The following is a 16,907-nucleotide window of genomic DNA, read 5'->3' as shown; positions in this document are numbered from 1 at the left end:
GTTCACCCCATCACCACTTTGCCGATGGAAAGCAGCAGTTCGACTGCAATCAGCGCGATGATAGCGACTTCGAGCCGGACGGCACGCTTGTCCTGCGCGATGTCGAGCAGCACGTCCGTGAAATCGCCGAGCGCGCCAAACTTGCGTTCGAGCACTTCGGCGCGCTCGCCCAGTTCGTATTCGGCTTCGAGCCGGGTGTAGAGCCGGTCAAGATCGGGGTGGTCCCACAGCAGATCGGGTCGCTCGCCCGCTTGCGCCGTGCCCATCACCCGGTGGCGCGCGGCCAGCACGCCGCCGACCATGCGCATGACTGCGGGGATCGAGAGCCGTGCCTTGCCGTTGACCTGCAAGTCCGCGACCAGAGGCACGCTCGAAGCGAACACTTCGGAGACGAGCATTTCATCGCGCGAGAGCATGACCGAATGCGCCAGCACGGTGGCGACAAGCAGCAGGCGCGGCTCGGTCTCGTCGGCAAGGTGGATCACGCCATCATCGTCGACGCGTTCCTTGCCGCCGTCGGTAAACAGCACCGATGCCGTTTCGATATCCTGCTGCTCAGCGGGTTCCTGCACGTGGGCAAGGAGGGCCATGTCGAGCGCGGGGATGCGTTCGGCGCTGGTGCAGAAGGTGACCGCGACGCCGTAGCGGAAGGCGAACGTGAGGCCGGCTGCACTGGCCAGATCGCGCAGCACCAGATCGGCGGCAAGCCCGCGCGTGTCGATCCGCGTGCCGAGATGGCGGGCGTGGACAATGAGCTGCTCGCCGGGCGGGAGTGCGCCCAAGGCCACTTCGTCGGGCCAGCCCGGCGGTTTGGTGGTGGCAGGCTGGGCGCGGCCCCCGGTTTCAGGCATGGGCCGCGCTTTCGCGGAGCGCCGCAATATGTTCCGGCCCGATGCCGCAGCAGCCACCGAGGATGGATGCGCCTGCCTGGTGCCAGGCCGCGGCGAAGCGGGCGTAACCTTCGGGCGTAAGGTCTGCGCGGATCGGGCTGAGGCCGGCATTGGCTTCGGCATCGGCGGCCATCGGCGGGAAGGCATTGGCATAGACGCCGATGCGGCTGGGGCTGTCCGGCCCCAGTTCGGCCTTGGCCACGCGGACGGCGGCTTCCATCACTTCGGGCTGGCTGCAATTGAACAGCAGCGCGGCGGCGCCGATTTCAGCGGCGAGGCGGGCGGCCTCGGCCACGCTTTCGCCCGAGCGGAGGGTGGGTTCAGGCGTGGGCTTCTCGTCTTCCAGCGTGAAGGACAGCCAGATCGGCTTGCCGGTCGGCGCGGTGAGCGAAGCGGCGAGGCGGGCTTCGGCGAGCGAGGATAGCGTTTCGGCGAGCCAGTGATCGACATGGGGGGCCAGCGCCGCGACGAGCGTTTCCAGCACCGGACGGGCGCGGTCCAGATCGACGAGATCGGGGCGGTAGGAGCCGCAGACCGGGGGGAGCGAACCGGCAACATGGACCTTGCGCGGCGCTTCGTCCGCCACTTCGCGCGCCAGCCGGCCCGCCAGCGCGGCGAGTTCGCCGCCGTGCCGGGCAAACCGCTCATCGCCGATATGGAAGGGGACGACGGCATAGGAGTTGGTGGTGATCACATCCGCCCCGGCGGCAACATAGGCGCGGTGGACGGCGCTCACGAACTGGGGCCCTTCGATCAGGGCAAGTGCGGACCATTCCGGTTGGCGGAAAGGTGCGCCGCTGCGCGCAAGCTCGCGGCCGGTGCCGCCATCAAGGATCAGGAGGGGGGCATTCATGGCTTGGCGGCTGCTCTCTTCTTAGTGCGTTTTGCAGCGCTAGCATGGCGCGCGGCGGATGGGCAGGGGCCGGTGCGCAGCGCAGCGTCGCTTCGAGAAAACCTACTGCGGAATTTACCGAAATATCAGAAAAAAATTAAAAATATCAGTTATTTAAATTAAATCCGAAGTGGTTTTTTCCGGACCGGAAATTTCCAACCGCTTACCATTGCTCAAGGTTTGTCCACTAAGCCTTGCGAGGTGACACGCGCATCCGATCAAACCATGCCTGCTTTGCCGCGGGACCTCCCGGCTCTTGCCGTGCTGGGGCTCAGCGATTCGGCGGAAGGCGATTGGGGACGGCTGCGCGGACTGCAATACTCCGGACTTGCGCGGTTGACGCGTCCGCGCCTTGCGGCACACGGCCTCGCGGCCCTGCTCGTGGTGCAGGCGCTGGCCGGGGCGGTCCATCTGGCCATTCTCCTCGCATGGGTCGGGCTGCTTGGCGCCGTGCTGGTGTGGGGCGCGCGGTTCGAACATACGCTGGAGGATGCCGATCGTCGCCGGATGGCAGGGCATGAGATCCGTCGCCACATGGTGCGCACAGTTGCGGCCGGGCTGATCTGGGCCATCCCGATCGCGGTGTTTTCCCCGTTCGCGGCGGCCGAGCAGCGGTTGCTCGTCTGGACGGTCATGGCGATGCTGATGGGAGGGACAGCCCTCGCCTTTGCGGCGGTGCCGCTCGGAGCAGTGCTGTTCAACGCGATTCTCGGGCTGGCCAGCCTCCTGGTGTTCTTCTGGTATGGCCAGATGACAGCGGCCGCGGCTGTGGTCCCGTTCGTGATCTTCCTTGCCGTCGGCAGCCTTGAGGCCGGACGCATGTTTCTGGCGGGGAAGGTGGCCGAAGCGGGCATGGCGGAAAAGAGCGAGGTTGTCTCGCTGCTGTTGCGCGAATTCGAAGAAGGCGAAGCGGACTGGCTGTGGCAGATCGATGCGACGCGGCGGGTACGATCCGCTTCTCCGCGCTTTGCCTTTGCGCTGGGCGAGGATCCCGAGGACATCGATGGCAAGCCGTTGATTCAGCTCATTTCTGGTTCGGCTTGGGAAAGCGGGCATTTCCATTCGTCGCTCCACGATCTGGCCGAACGGCTGAAGCGGCGCGAAAGCTTTTCCAACTTGCTCGTGCTGGTGACGCTGCATGGCCAGAACCGCTGGTGGGAGCTGTCCGCTTCGCCGCGGTTTGACGACAACGCGACCTTCATCGGCTTTCGCGGCGTGGGTTCGGACGTGACCGAGCAGCGCGAAAGCGCCGACAAGATCGCTTATCTGGCGCGGTATGATACGCTCACCGGCCTGCCCAACCGCCTGATGCTGACCGAGACGCTGGGCGATGCGATGGGCGAAGCGGATCGCTGGCGGATGCGCTGCGGCTTCATGATGATCGATCTCGACCGGTTCAAGGCGGTCAACGATACGCTGGGGCATCTGGTGGGTGATCAGTTGCTGGCCAAGGTTTCCGGTCGGCTGAAATCGCTGATGAGCGAAAACGAGCTGTGCGGGCGGCTGGGCGGAGATGAATTTGCCATCGTGGTGCGCGATGCGGGCGACGGGACGCGGATCCGCGAAGTGGCGCATGCGGTGATCACCGCACTTTCGCAGCCCTATGAGATCGACCACCACACTCTGTTTGTGGGGGCAAGCGTCGGCTCAGCTATCGGGCCGCGCGACGGGGCGACGGTCGAGACGCTGATGCGCAATGCCGATCTGGCGCTCTACCGCGCCAAGGATGAAGGCGGCGGGCTGCACTTCGATTACGAACCGGCGCTGCATGCCCATGCCGAGGAGCGGCGCAAGCTGGAGTTTTCGCTGCGCCACGCGCTGGAGCGGGGCGAGTTTCAGCTGGCCTACCAGCCGGTGGTGGATGCCATCACCGAGGCGCCGGTGAGCTTCGAGGCGCTGCTGCGCTGGAATTCGGCGGATCATGGGCCGGTGAGCCCGGTGAAGTTCATCCCGCTGGCCGAAGATACGCGCCTGATCGTGCCGATTGGCGAATGGGTGCTGCGCACGGCCTGCTACGAGGCGATGAACTGGCCCGCCCCGATCAAGGTGGCGGTCAACGTTTCGGGCGAGCAACTGCTCGATCCCAGCTTCGCCGAAGTGGTGGTGAGCGCGCTGGCCGGGAGCGGCCTGCCGCCGCACCGGCTGGAGATCGAGGTGACCGAAAGCATCTTCGTGCGCGACGGGACGGCGGCGCAGCAGACGCTGGAGCGGATCATGTCGCTGGGCTGCGGCGTGGCGTTGGATGATTTCGGTACGGGGTATTCCTCGCTCGGCTATCTGCGCAAGCTGCGCTTTTCGACGATCAAGGTGGACCGGAGCTTCGTGCAGGGCGCAGCGCGCGACAATCCGGAGAGCCTTGCCATCGTGCGCGCGGTGGTGGCCATGGCCGATGCGCTCGAAATGTCGACCACCGCTGAAGGCGTGGAAACCGTGGAAGAGCTTGAAAAGATCCGCCAGCTTGGCTGCAAGAAGATCCAGGGTTACTACTTCGGCCGCCCGATGACCGCGCATGACGCGGGCGCGCTGTTCGAAACGCTGGAGTGGCGCCGCCTTCAGGCTTGAGTTTGCGAAGCGCGCGAAAAAGCGCGCTTCGAGGCGGCACCGGCCCGCTCCCCCGCTCGGCCACCCAACGAAATTGTACGTTGTGGGTGGCCGGGCGGGGGAGCGGGCCGGTGCCGCGCCATCCGAACCCTTGGGTTCGGATCGGATTACGCGGCGACGCTGAGCCCGGCCAGCACGCTTTCGAACAAGGCGCGGCCATCGCTGCCGCCTTGGGCGGGTTCGATCATGCGTTCGGGGTGGGGCATCATGCCCAGCACGTTTCCGGCTGCATTCAGCACGCCCGCGATATTGCGCTGCGAGCCGTTGACCGGTTCGCCATAGCGGAAGGCGATGCGGCCTTCGCCTTCGAGGCGGTCCAGCGTTTCGGCATCGGCGAAATAGTTGCCATCATGGTGCGCGACCGGGATCGTGATGCGCTGCCCGGCGGCGTAGCGCGCGGTGAACAGCGACTGGTTGTTTTCGACCACCAGCGGCACATCGCGGCAGACGAAGCGGATGCCGGCATTGCGCATCAGCGCACCCGGGAGGAGGCCCGCTTCGGTGAGAACCTGAAAGCCGTTGCACACGCCCAGCACGGCCACGCCGCGATGGGCAGCGGCAATCACCGACTGCATCACCGGCGAACGCGCGGCCATCGCGCCAGAGCGCAGATAATCGCCATAGGAAAAGCCGCCGGGCAGGGCGATGAAATCGAGCCCTTCAGGCAGCTGCGCATCGCCGTGCCACACGCGGTGGACGGTGCCGCCGGTGATTTCACCGATCGCCACCGCCATGTCGCGGTCACAGTTGGAGCCGGGGAAGGTGATGACAGCTGCGGTGAAGGCCATGGTCAGGCGACCTTTTCGATGCGGAAGTTTTCGATCACCTGATTGGCGAGAAGCTTGCGGCACATCTCGTCCAGCGCGGCGTCGGTCGTGCTGTCGGCCACGTCCATTTCGATCAGGCGGCCAGCGCGCACATCGTTGACGCCTGCGAAACCGAGGCCTTCGAGCGCGTGATGGATGGCGCGGCCCTGCGGATCGAGCACGCCGTTCTTGAGGCTGACGTGAACGCGAATTTTCATGGGCAGCGGGCCTTTTTCAGGAGGGGCTGGGAGACTCGGCTGCGCCTATGCCCCGATGCGGCGCGTGAGGCAAGTTTGGGCGCAAATTGACACGGTTGACACGGTCCTGAGGGAAAACGCCCGGCTCTGGAATTTGGCGGAGAACCGGGGTGCGCTGGCAGAAACAGCAAAGGGGGCGGATGGCGCTGCATCCGCTCCCTTTGTCAGAAACCATACCTGTAGGACAGGATCGGAGAATCAGGACAGGATCAGAGCACGAAGTCCGATGCGATGAGCGAAGCGCCATTGGTGAGGCTGATCGTGAAATCGGCCTGTCCATCGCCGTCCACATCGCCGCGGATGGCCGTGGTGCCGGAAACCGTGCTGATGCGCAGTTGACCTGCCGCACCGGTGAAGGCCCCGAAGCCGATCGATGTGAAGGCTTGATTGCCGCTGACCGCGGTGTTTGCGTCAATCGCCGAGAGGTCGATCTTGTCAGCCTGCGCGCGGCTGAAATCGGTGATCTGATCCTTGAATTCGAGCACGTCGAAGCGGAAGATATCAGCGTCTGTCCCACCGGTCATCGCGTCGTCGCCCCGTCCGCCGAACAGCCGGTCCACACCAGCTCCGCCTATCAGCGTGTCATTGCCATCGGCGCCGATCAGATTGTCGGCACCATCGCCGCCATTGACCGTATCGTTGCCAAGGCCGCCGGACATGCTGTCGGCACCGGCGCCGCCATTGACCGTATCATCGCCGGCGGAGCCGTTGAGGGTGTCGTCTCCGGCATCGCCGTTCAGCGTGTCGGTGCCTTCAGCGCCGAACAGTTCGTCGTTGCCATCGCCGCCGTTCGCGGTGTTGGCTACGGCGGCAGTTTCGGCTGCTGCGGTTCCGTTTGTGAACAGCGTGTCATTGCCGGCACCGCCATTCACGGTATCCGCGCCAAGGCCGCCGATGACGTTGTCGTTACCGGCATCTCCGTTCAGCGTATCGTTGCCATCTCCTCCGGCGACATTGTCGATGCCATCGCCGCCCGAAAGGATATCGTTTTCGGTCCCGCCATCGATGTTATCATCGCCGAGGCCGCCGCTTATGGTGTCGGTGCCTTGTCCGCCGATCAGGCGGTCGTTGCCCTCGTCGCCATTGATCGTGTCGTTGTTGGAACCGCCGTCAATATCGTCATCCCCCGCGCTACCGCTGAGACTGTCGTCTTCGCTGTCGCCCCGGATCGTATCCGCACCATCGCCGCCGCGAATGGTGTCGCGGTTGGTGCCGCCCGATAGGCGGTCATTGCCGGTCCCTCCGTCGATGAAGTCATTGCCCTGACCGCCGTCGAGGATGTCATCGCCGCCAAGGCCGTTCAGCGTATCAGAGCCGATATCTCCCACGAGGATATCGGCAGCAGCGCCGCCGATCAGTGTGCTGTCGAACGCGCTGCTGCGGATGACGTTGGCACCCGTCAATGAACCGATGACTCGTTCGAACCCGCTGTAGACATCCCCCTTGGCAACGCCGGTGTTCGCAAGGCGGCCATCGAGCGCAACCGTGATCCCGTCCGTTTTGCTGAAATCGAGCGTGTCGATCCCGTCCCCGCCATTGACCGTCTCGATCACGGCACCGGGGGTGAAGAAATCCGCCCCGCCGCTGAGCAGCACGCTGAGCGCATTGGTGCCGGTGGCACCGGAATTGTCGAACACATCGCCGCCATCGCCGGTGACGACCGTGGTATCGATCTGGCCGCGATTGATGATCGTGTTGTTGCCATTGCCCAGTTCGATGCTGCCGATGCGGCCGCCGAGGTTGAGCACGCTGTTGTTGCCATCGCCGAGGTTGAGCGCGCCGATGCGGCCGCCGTTGTTCTCGATCCGATCAAGGTTGCTGCCGCCCGAAACCGTGCCGACGATGCTGCCGGTGTTGGTGAGCGTGTTGACGCCTTCACCCAGCGCGATGGCGGTGATGCGGCCATCGTTGTCGACCGTGTCGTTATCCGTGCCGCCTTGAACGGTGCCGCGAACCGTACCGGTGTTGGTCAGCGTGTTCTGGTCTTCGCCGAGCGCGACATTGCCGAAGATGGAGCCTTCGTTGGTCAGCACATCATCCCCGCCGCCAAGTGCGATATCGCCCCGGATGCGGCCGAGATTGAGCAGGCTATCGACCAGATTGCCGGTGCGGATAGCCACATCGTCAGTGGTGGCGATCAGGCCTTCGTTGGTGATGGTGGCAAGCCCGGTGCCGGTGGTGACCCCAGTTTCACCCGTGATCGTGCCGAAGTTGCGCAGGACGAAGCGCGCATCAGGATCGCCGGAAAGCGCGGCGGCGGCTCGATCGAGTTGCACGGCGCTGCCCGAAAGGCTGCTGATCGTGCCTGAATTGACGACGACGGAGCGGGTGGAATCAAATAGCTGCACCCCGGCAAGATCGCCGATGATATTGCCGGTTTCCGCCACGGTGACGCGTGAGTTGACGCCGCTATCGATGCGGATGCCCGCTTTGCCCGCCAGCAGCGAGCCGACGACGGCAAAGCGATGCTCCCCAGTGCCGATGACGGCGTTGCCATTGATCGAGACGACCGTGACCCCCAGCGGCTGGAGGAAGTTCACGCCGGTGCCCAGCGGGAAGGCATCGTTCAGGGTTCTGGTATCAATGGCTATACGCGTGGGCATGCAGGGTTCCTTCGGTCCAAGGTCCATGTGCCGGGTGAACCGGGGCGTCCCCTGGGCGCAGCCGACCGCGAACGGATGGCGGCGACAAGGGCGGCGGTGAGAGCCACTGGGCCTGAGTGACAGGCTTTCTGCGGTGTTTCCCCCCGAGGTCTTGCCCCGGAAGGCCCTTCCCGATGCGAACCGGCCCGCAGGGTTTGGTTCATGCGGCGGTGCGGTGCAATCGGGTTGCACACCGATATGGTTCTAGTTTGGCTGGGGGAGGGGCTCGGCTATTTGTCCGGCGCCGCCGCGCCTTCGGGCAGCACGAGCGCGATGACCGCCTGATCGGGGGCGAGATAGCGCTGGGCAAGCGCCTGAAGATCGGCACCGGAGAGCGCATCGAGGCGGGCGCGGGCCTGCTGGAAGCGCGCGATGCGATCCGGCTGCGATCCGGCGCGTTCGGTGAGTGCGAGCCAACCCGCGTTGGTCTTGAGCAGGTTGGCAAGGCGTTCGCGCATGGGCGCGCGGGCGCGTTCGAGCACATCGGGATCGGTGGGGGCGGCGGCAAGACCGGCGACCGTGCCAACAATGGCGGCGCGCGTGGCGGCAACATCGGCCAGATCGACCGAGGCGGTGATGGTGAACGTGCCCCAGCCGCGCCACACCCGGCTGAGCGAGGACGCCGCGCCGGGGGAATAGGCCTTGCCGAGCGCCTCGCGAACCGTATCGAGCACGGCGATCTCAGTCACTTCCTGCAGGAGTTCGAGGCCGGTGGCGGCCACGGCATCGCGATCATCGGTGGTCGGCCAGACATAGCGCACGATGGCCTGGTTGGGCTCGCCCTTGTGGCGGATCACGGTGAGGCCGCGCGATGGTGTAAAGCTGCGCTGGCGGGCTTCCTCGCGCGGCTGGAACTCCGCTTCGCGCGGGGGGAGCGCGCCGAACGTGCGCGCGGCCATGGCAATCGCGGCGTCGGGATCGAAATCGCCAACGAGGGTGAGTTCGATCGCCCCTTTGGCGAGCCGGTCCGCAATGGCCCCTTTCAGCGCGGCCATGGTGAGGCGCTGGTAGGCTTCGGGCGGCTGGATGGTGAAGCGCGGATCGCCGCCGGACAGCACGCCGGGGAGCGTATTGGCCATTGCGGCAGCGGGCGTGGCATCGCGCCGCGCGAAGAAGTTGGTCATCGACTGGTGGTAGATGACATCGGCGGAAGGCCGCCAGCCGGGATCGGTGATCGTGGCGGCGAGGAGCTGGAGCTGGAGTTCCAGATCGCGGCGCGTGGTGCCCGCACCGAGCGCGAAGACATCGCCCGAGGCGGCAATGCTGGCGCCGACGGAGCGCCCGGCGAGCAGGCTTTGCAGATCGTCCTGGCTGTGCTTGGCAAGGCCGCCGGTGGGGATCATCTGCGTCATTTCAGTGGCGAGGGGATTGTCCCGGGTATCGATCAGTTCGCCGCCATCGACGAGGAGGCGCACGAGCACGCGGTCCTTTTCCAGATCGGTGCGCTTCAGATTGAGGCGTACGCCGTTGGCAAAGCGGATCTGGCGCAGGCCGAGATCATCGCGCGTGGTATCGGCGGCGATGGTGCCCGGCGGGCCGAAATCGGTGTAGGCGAAGGTGCCGGAGGGCGGGCGGACACGGATGCGCAAGGGCGCGCGCATGGCCTCGTCCCACGCGGTGCGCAGGGCGGCCTCACCGGTTTGCGCGCCGTGCGCCGGGGCCGTGCGGCCCTGAAAGCGGATCAGCGGATTGTCGAGCGCCGCGAGATCGGCGCGCAGGGCGGCGAGCACGGCGGCAGGGGTGAAGCCGGGGGCGTTGCGGTTGAAGCGTTCGAGCACCGAGGCCGGGGTGGTCGGCACTTTTTCATCGCGCAGCAGCACGAGCGCGGCATTGACGAGCGCATCGTTGCTGCGGGTATCGGCGGAAGCGGCGGCGTTTTCGATGCCTGCCCGCGCGCCTGCGACTTGTTCGGCCACTTCGGCATCGGTGAAGCCGTGGGCCAGCGCCTCGCGATAAAGCTGCGCGGCGGCGAACAGGCCCGCGCGCCAGCCCTTGTCCGCCGTATCGACGACGAGGTTGGTTGTGCGCCCGATTTCGAACACCGCGCTGGTGCCCAGCCCCGCGCCCCGGAACGGCGGATTGACGATGCGGCTGAGGCGCAGGAGGCGGCGGTTGATCACGCCGTAGCCGATCTGGCGCAGCATGGCGGTGCGGCGCTGGTCGGCGGTGTCGCGCTCGCGGCGCCAGGGGGCGTGGCGCGAGACGGTGACGCGTTCGGACAGCGCGGGATCGAGATGGATGCGCGCCTCGCCCTGCTGATCGGGCAGGACGCGGCCTTGCGCGGGGCGCTTCGCGGGCGCGCGGGCGGGCCAATCGGCGAAGCGGGCGCGGATCGCGGCTTCGGCAGCGGCGGCATCCACATCACCGACAAGGATCAGCGTGGTTTTCGCGGGCACATATTCGCGCGCCCAGAACGCCCTGAGCGCAGCGGCGGCGGCGCCCTTGAGCGCGGCGGCAGTGCCGATGGGGAGGCGGTCCGGATAGTGCGCGCGGGGATAAAGGAAGGCCATCTGGTCCTTCGCGTTATCGAGGACATAGCCCTGCCCGTCGCGCAGTTCGGAGAGGACGACGCCGCGTTCGCGCTCCACCGCGGCGGGATCGAAGGTCAGTTCGCTCGCCGTTTCGCGCATCAGCATCAGCGCGGTATCGACCAGCGCGGCATCGGCGCGGGGCAGGCTAAGCATATAGAGCGTCTGCTCGAAGCTGGTCTGCGCGTTGGTATCGGCCCCGAAGGCGAGGCCGGCGCGTTCGAGGAGCTTGATCATCTCGCCTTCGGGCACGCGGGCGCTGCCGTTGAAGGCCATGTGCTCGACGAAATGGGCAAACCCGCGCTCGTCGTCGCGTTCATCGAGCGAGCCGGTATCGATCTGCATCCGCACTTCGGCGGTGCCCTTGGGTGTGGCGTTGTGCCGGATGATGTAGCGCATCCCGTTGGGCAGGCGGCCGAAGCGAAAGGCGGGATCGGGGGTAAGGTCGCTCCGCTCGAATGCCCAGACAGGTTTGGCGGCGGCGGGCGCCGGGGCGAGCGGGGCTGTGAGCGCGAGAAACAGGAGCGCGAAGAGGCGGGCGAAGGGACGCGGGATCATCGCGCGGGATTCTGGCGGCTCGCGGCTGAATGCGCAATGACGGGGTCTTGCGCTGTGCCGGACTTGTAACAGGAATGGCTGTTTTGAAGCCTTGTCAGTGGGCAGGTCGCGCTCCACAAACGCCGTGGGCGAGGGCCGGGAAGGCGGCACCGGCCGCAGGAGACGAGATGGCGGACTACATCGGCACGGCGGGCAACAACAGGTACACCGGTACGGCCGAAGCCGACACGATCAGCGGCGAGGCGGGCGCGGATATCCTGAACGGCGGTGACGGGAACGATTACATCGCGTCCGCCGGTCGGCAGCGGCAGTTCGATTCGGGGCCTTTCGGCTATGCCGATGTGAATTCGGTCGATACCGGCGCCGAGAAGGATGCCCTGATCGGCGGGGCTGGCGACGACCATTTCTTTGCCGGCTATGGCGACAGCGTCGATGGCGGCAAGTTTGATCGCTACGAGCGGAACTCGCTTTCGCTGAACCTGATGGGGGCGAGCAGCGGTGTCGTTGCCGATTTTACCGCCGCGACGGTGACGATCGGCGGAGGGACGATCAAGAACATCACGGACCTGACGTGGGTCTCCGGCAGCGCCTTCGGCGACACGATCACTGCGGGCGATCTGGGTTTCGGCGACGTCTATGGCATGGGCGGAAACGACCACCTGATCGGCGGATATTATACCGTTCTGCTCGACGGCGGGGACGGCGCCGACCTCATCGAACTCGGCGCGGGGAGCTATGGCCCGGTGCTGCGCGGCGGTGCCGGCAATGACACCATCAACGCGGTCGGGTCCAACGGGGCAACCGCCTACGGCGATGCCGGCGACGATCACATCGAGGCCACGGGACCGACCTACGGCGGTACCGGCAACGACAAGATCATTGCCCACGAGACGAGCGGGCGCGGGGTGATGCTCGGCGACGAGGGCAACGACACGATTTCCGTGGCCGACAACTTTCCGCTCACGGCCTTTGGCGGGGCCGGTGCGGACAAGCTGATCGGCAATGGCGGCGAGGACATGCTCTCGACTGATATCCTGCCCGATCCGCTGCCCGGCAATGTCTTCACCGGGTTCTACGACGACTATGCCGCCCATCGCGACACGGTGGATGCGGGGGCGGGCAACGACCTGATCGCAGCCGGCATTGGCGACACGGTGGAGGGCGGCGCGGGGACGGACCGGCTGCGGCTGACGCTGGCTGGGGCCGGCCAGGGCATCACGCTTGCGCTCGCCAATCTGATCGCCGCGGACGGCAACGCGTTTGGCGGCGGCAAGATCACCGGCATCGAAGTCATCGAGTACGTTGGCACGACCAACTTTGCCGATTCCGTGCGGGCAGCGGGCACCCGCCTGCCGGAAACGCTCGATCTGCTGGGCGGCAACGATGTAATCAGGAGCAACGGGTCGGCGATCACAATCGACGGTGGCGACGGTAACGACCGGCTGCTGGGCACGAAGAGCGGCGGCATATTCAATGGCGGCGCCGGCTATGACAAGGCTGACTTCACCAAGGCCGCCGCCAAAGTGACCGTATTGTTGTATGACCGGCCCGAGGATTTCGACTATCCTGATCCGTACTGGCAGGAGCCCGGCATCATAAGGGGCGTCTCACAGCTCTCCAAGGTTGAGGAAGTGCTGGGATCGGGGTTTGGCGACAAGATCACCGGCAACCGCTTGGCCAACCTGCTGAAAGGCATGGCCGGGGACGACCTGCTCGATGGCGGCGGCGGGAACGACACGCTGGACGGCGGGGCCGGGACGGACCGGCTCGATGGCGGTGCAGGCGATGATACTTATGTGATCACTGATGCGCTCGACCAGATCATCGAGGCGGCGGACGGCGGCAGCGATACCGTGCGTACTGCGATCACGTGGAAGCTGGCAGGCAATGTCGAGAATCTGGAACTGACCGGCAGCGCGGCGGCAGACGGCACGGGCAATGCGGGAGCCAACCGGCTTGTCGGCAATGCCGGTGCGAACGTACTCATGGGATATGACGGCAAGGATGAACTTGATGGGAGGGCAGGTGCCGATCGACTCGACGGCGGATCGGGCGACGATATCTATCTGGTGACCCGCTTCGCCGACCACACGACCGCCGAGATCACTGACAGTGGTTCGGGCGGGCGCGACGAACTGCGCATCGCCACGACGGCGGCCGGACGCTTTACCGCCTACGCCGGGGAAGCCGGGCTGGAGCGCGTGGTGATCGGAACAGGCACGGACGCGGTGTCTGATCGCAGCGGCACGGCGGCGATCGATCTCGATCTGGCCGCGCTGCGCAAGGGAGCAGTGATCATCGGCAATGCCGGGATCAACGGCATGATCGGCACGGCGGGTGACGACCTGATTGGCGGTGGCCTTGGGTCAGACACGCTTTCCGGTAGCGATGGCGCGGATACCTTGTTCGGTGAGATCGGGCGCGATGTGCTGAACGGCGGCAATGGCGCCGATCTGCTCTATGGCGGCGAAGGGGCAGACCGGCTGACCGGCGGAACCGGCGTGGATACTTTCGCGATTGGCACCGATCCTTATGAAGGCATCGACACGATCACCGATTTCGTTTCCGGCACGGACAAGCTGCTGGTGATCAATCCCTACCTTTCTGGCCTGCTGCTGGCGGGGGGCTTCCGCAATGGCACTTATGCGCAGGATCAGGATGACCTCGCCGTTTATGATCGTTCCAGCGGGCGGCTCTATGTCGACTATGACGGCAATGGGCCACAGGGGCAGGTGCTGCTGGCCATGTTCACACCCGGTACCAACCTTGCCGCCAGTGATATCCAGCTCATAGATACCGGCGCGTTCCAGTCGCAGACCAGCGCGGCGCAAGCCGAGCTGCTGCTTTAGCGGTTGGCAGCAAGTGGCTCGGTGTTAAGCTCCCCCCTTCTCGGTTTGAGGGGGGAATGAGCATGACACTGCGCACGGCGATGATGGCGGGGCTTCTGCTGGCGAGTGCCGGGACCGGCTGGGCCGCCCCCGCCAAAGGGCCGGTCTATGACGAGCGGCCAGCAACCATCACGCAATCGGTTGCGGAGCGCGATTATGACCGGCGCGCGGTGGATATTCCGATGCGTGACGGGGTGAAGCTGCACACCGTGATCATGGTGCCCAAGGGCGCGAAGGGTGCTGCAATGCTGCTGACGCGCACGCCTTATGACGCTGAGGACATGACCAGCCTGCATGGCTCGCCCAAGATGGCAGTGGCGCTCGATGGATATGACAGCGCGCCCGATGTGGTGATCGGCGGCGGTTATATCCGCGTGGTGCAGGATGTGCGGGGCAAGCATGGCTCCGAAGGCACGTATGTGATGAACCGGCCCTTCGTCGGCACCTCGCTCAATCCCACGAAGACCGACCACGCGACCGACACGTATGACACCATCGACTGGCTGGTGAAGCACGTGCCCGAAAGCAATGGGCGGGTGGGGATCATCGGCATCAGCTATGATGGCTTCACCGCGCTGGCCGCGCTGGTGAACCCGCATCCCGCGCTCAAGGTTTCGGTGCCGATGAACCCGATGGTCGATGGCTGGCGCGGGGACGACTGGTTTCACAACGGCGCGTTCCGCCAGATCGGCATCAGCTACATCTGGGAGCAGGTGGCGACGCGGGGCAACGCCAGCAAGTATGAAGTGGCGGAGGCGGACGCCTATACGCACTACATGAAGTATGGCTCGGCAGGCGCGCTGGCCACGGCGCAGGGATTGGACCAGATCGGGTTCTGGCAGAAGCTGAAGGCGCATCAGGCGTGGGACAGCTTCTGGCAGGAACAGGCGATGGACAAAGTGCTGGCCAAGGCCCCGCTCACGGTGCCGACGCTGCTGGTCCATTCGCTGTGGGATCAGGAAGATATCTATGGCGCGCCCGCGGTGTGGAAGGCGCTGAAGCCGCAGGACAAGGCGGGCAACCTCTATATGTCGATCGGGCCGTGGTATCACGGGCAGGCGATCGAGCGGGCCGATACGCTGGGCGCGCTGAAGTGGGATGGCGATACCGGCAAATGGTGGCGCACGAACGTCCTCGCGCCGTTCCTTGCGCACTATCTGTATGACAAGCCGATGGACGTGCCGGTGGTGAGCGCCTTCCGCAGCGGGACGAACGAATGGCAGAAGCTGGCGGGCTGGCCAGCATCGCGCGCGGAAAAGAAGCTCTATCTGCTGCCGGGCGAGGGGCTGGGGTTCGCCCCTTCAGCCGAGGCGGGAACGGTGGACTATGTCTCAGATCCGGCCAAGCCGGTGACCTACTATCCGCGCCCCAACCAACAGGAGGGGTATGACGGAAACCCCTGGCCGACATGGCTGGTGGGCGATCAGCGCCCGGTTTCAGGGCGGCCCGATGTGCTGAGCTTCACCGGCCCGGTGCTGACGGAGGCGGTGACCATCGCAGGCGCGCCGGTGGTGCACCTGACGGCATCGACCAGCGGGACCGACAGCGACTGGGTGGTGAAGCTGATCGACGTCTACCCCGATGCCGTGCCCGGCGATCAGGCGATGGGCGGATACCAGTTGGCCGTGGGCATGGACATCTTTCGCGGCCGCTTCCGCGAAACGCTGGCCGAAGCGCGGCCGCTGAAGGCCGGGGCGGCGCTGGGCTATGTGTTTGAACTGCCGCAGGCGAACCACGTGTTTTTGCCGGGGCACCGGATCATGGTGCAAGTGCAATCCAGCTGGTTCCCGCTCTATGACCGCAACCCGCAGACGTTCGTGCCCTCGATCATCGATGCCAAGCCGGGGGATTATGTGAAGGCGGTGCAGAAGGTGAGCGTGGGGGGCGCGGAGGGGAGCTATATTGCGCTGCCGGTGGTGGAGTGAGGGGGATTGGGGGTTGTTGCACCTGTCACCGTAATTCCTGTCACCGTAATTCCGTGCGGATCGACGCTTTTCTGGCGGGCGTCGCGTGATGGGTTGAATTTGGGGACTTTATGACATGTCAACGTAATTCTTTATCATCGCGAGTGCGGGCGGCGAGTGAGTGCTCAGGCCTTAGGGTGCTGTTTGCCCCCAAGCTGATTTAATCGAAGGCTAACATATTGGGCTTTCGCCACATGTTCGTCGCCTTTGCCAAAAACTAGTGCGCGAGCCCAGGTTTCAGGGTCCATATTTCCAGTCAACAGCTCTTCGCCAGCGACTTTATAGAATGCTCCATCATCTTGATTTTCTTCATTTATAGATTTTTCTTCTTGTTTTGAAGGTGGTGACCAATAAGTTACATTACCATGATATGACGTTGACGGCGTATCGGTTTTTCCAATGTTTAAAGCAGAATCTGAGTTCCCGTTAGAATCATTTCGCAGATCAGAGCCTGTCGAGTGAGCATTTGCCAACAGCGCACCTATTCCTAATCCTGCCAAAGCTGATGCGAATGTCCAGAATTGCCAATCGGGCAACAAAGGGCTTTCTCCCCGTTGCTGGATACGAATCGTCCCATAAATAACACCGAGCAGAATGAGGGCGCTAATGGCACCCAATACCTTTAGCCACCACTTTCGGGGCTGAGAGGATGGCAGAAAGGCAGCGCCCACAATGGTCCACAGCGTTGTTGGAATAAGGTTTTCCGCCAATCTCTCGACAATGTATCCAAGCATATAAACATCATCCCAACCAGCTTGTGGCGAGGATGAGATTAGTACCCGTCGAAGGTCAATAGAGCAGCCGCTTCAAATCCCGGAGGCACGTCTCGGAGGCGCTGAAAAACTGGCGGTTCCGGCGAATTTCGGGGACTGGTACTACAA

General features: G+C 64.8%; 10 protein-coding genes. 3 read left to right on the top strand and 7 right to left on the bottom strand.

Features of this window, described 5'->3' with window-relative positions:
* Window positions 1-2 precede the first annotated feature (2 nt).
* Together CFE35_RS14575 and CFE35_RS14570 are read right to left on the bottom strand one after the other, a co-directional pair.
* On the bottom strand, window positions 3-851 hold the full coding sequence (locus CFE35_RS14575) for an RMD1 family protein (protein ID WP_292931529.1): 849 nt from the start codon (window positions 849-851) through the stop codon (window positions 3-5).
* A complete protein-coding gene (locus CFE35_RS14570; protein WP_292931527.1) occupies window positions 844-1,743 on the bottom strand; it encodes a homocysteine S-methyltransferase family protein in 900 nt (299 codons plus the stop codon). The genes CFE35_RS14575 and CFE35_RS14570 overlap by 8 nt, the downstream gene beginning before the upstream one ends.
* Before the next feature lie 264 nt (window positions 1,744-2,007).
* Between CFE35_RS14570 and CFE35_RS14565 the strand changes: the two genes are divergently transcribed.
* On the top strand, window positions 2,008-4,344 hold the full coding sequence (locus CFE35_RS14565; protein WP_292931525.1) for an EAL domain-containing protein: 2,337 nt from the start codon (window positions 2,008-2,010) through the stop codon (window positions 4,342-4,344).
* Between the two features lie 146 nt (window positions 4,345-4,490).
* Here the strand turns inward: CFE35_RS14565 and purQ are convergent, their stop codons facing one another.
* From purQ to CFE35_RS14545, 4 genes are all read right to left on the bottom strand, one after another.
* Window positions 4,491-5,171: a phosphoribosylformylglycinamidine synthase subunit PurQ gene (purQ, locus tag CFE35_RS14560; protein ID WP_292931523.1), complete on the bottom strand. Its 681-nt coding sequence runs from the start codon at window positions 5,169-5,171 to the stop codon at window positions 4,491-4,493.
* Between the two features lie 2 nt (window positions 5,172-5,173).
* Window positions 5,174-5,407: a phosphoribosylformylglycinamidine synthase subunit PurS gene (gene purS / locus CFE35_RS14555; protein WP_292931521.1), complete on the bottom strand. Its 234-nt coding sequence runs from the start codon at window positions 5,405-5,407 to the stop codon at window positions 5,174-5,176.
* Window positions 5,408-5,655: 248 nt separating this feature from the next.
* Entirely contained in the window at window positions 5,656-8,049 is a 2,394-nt protein-coding gene (locus tag CFE35_RS14550; protein ID WP_292931519.1) for a calcium-binding protein, read from the bottom strand.
* 269 nt (window positions 8,050-8,318) lie between these two features.
* The gene (locus CFE35_RS14545; RefSeq protein WP_292931517.1) at window positions 8,319-11,174 is read right to left on the bottom strand and encodes a M16 family metallopeptidase; all 2,856 of its coding nucleotides are present in this window, start codon (window positions 11,172-11,174) and stop codon (window positions 8,319-8,321) included.
* Window positions 11,175-11,341: 167 nt separating this feature from the next.
* Here CFE35_RS14545 and CFE35_RS14540 point away from each other — a divergent pair, with 167 nt between their 5' ends.
* The gene (locus tag CFE35_RS14540) at window positions 11,342-14,023 is read left to right on the top strand and encodes a calcium-binding protein (RefSeq protein ID WP_292931516.1); all 2,682 of its coding nucleotides are present in this window, start codon (window positions 11,342-11,344) and stop codon (window positions 14,021-14,023) included.
* 62 nt (window positions 14,024-14,085) lie between these two features.
* Entirely contained in the window at window positions 14,086-15,987 is a 1,902-nt protein-coding gene (locus tag CFE35_RS14535; protein ID WP_292931515.1) for a CocE/NonD family hydrolase, read from the top strand.
* 164 nt (window positions 15,988-16,151) lie between these two features.
* On the opposite strand, the gene CFE35_RS14530 is transcribed toward CFE35_RS14535, so the two are convergent.
* Window positions 16,152-16,760, bottom strand: coding sequence for a hypothetical protein (locus CFE35_RS14530; RefSeq protein ID WP_292931513.1), 609 nt, complete (start codon window positions 16,758-16,760; stop codon window positions 16,152-16,154).
* Window positions 16,761-16,907 lie beyond the last annotated feature (147 nt).

The organism is Novosphingobium sp. PASSN1, from assembly GCF_002278815.1.
This window is presented reverse-complemented; position numbering and strand designations above follow the sequence as displayed.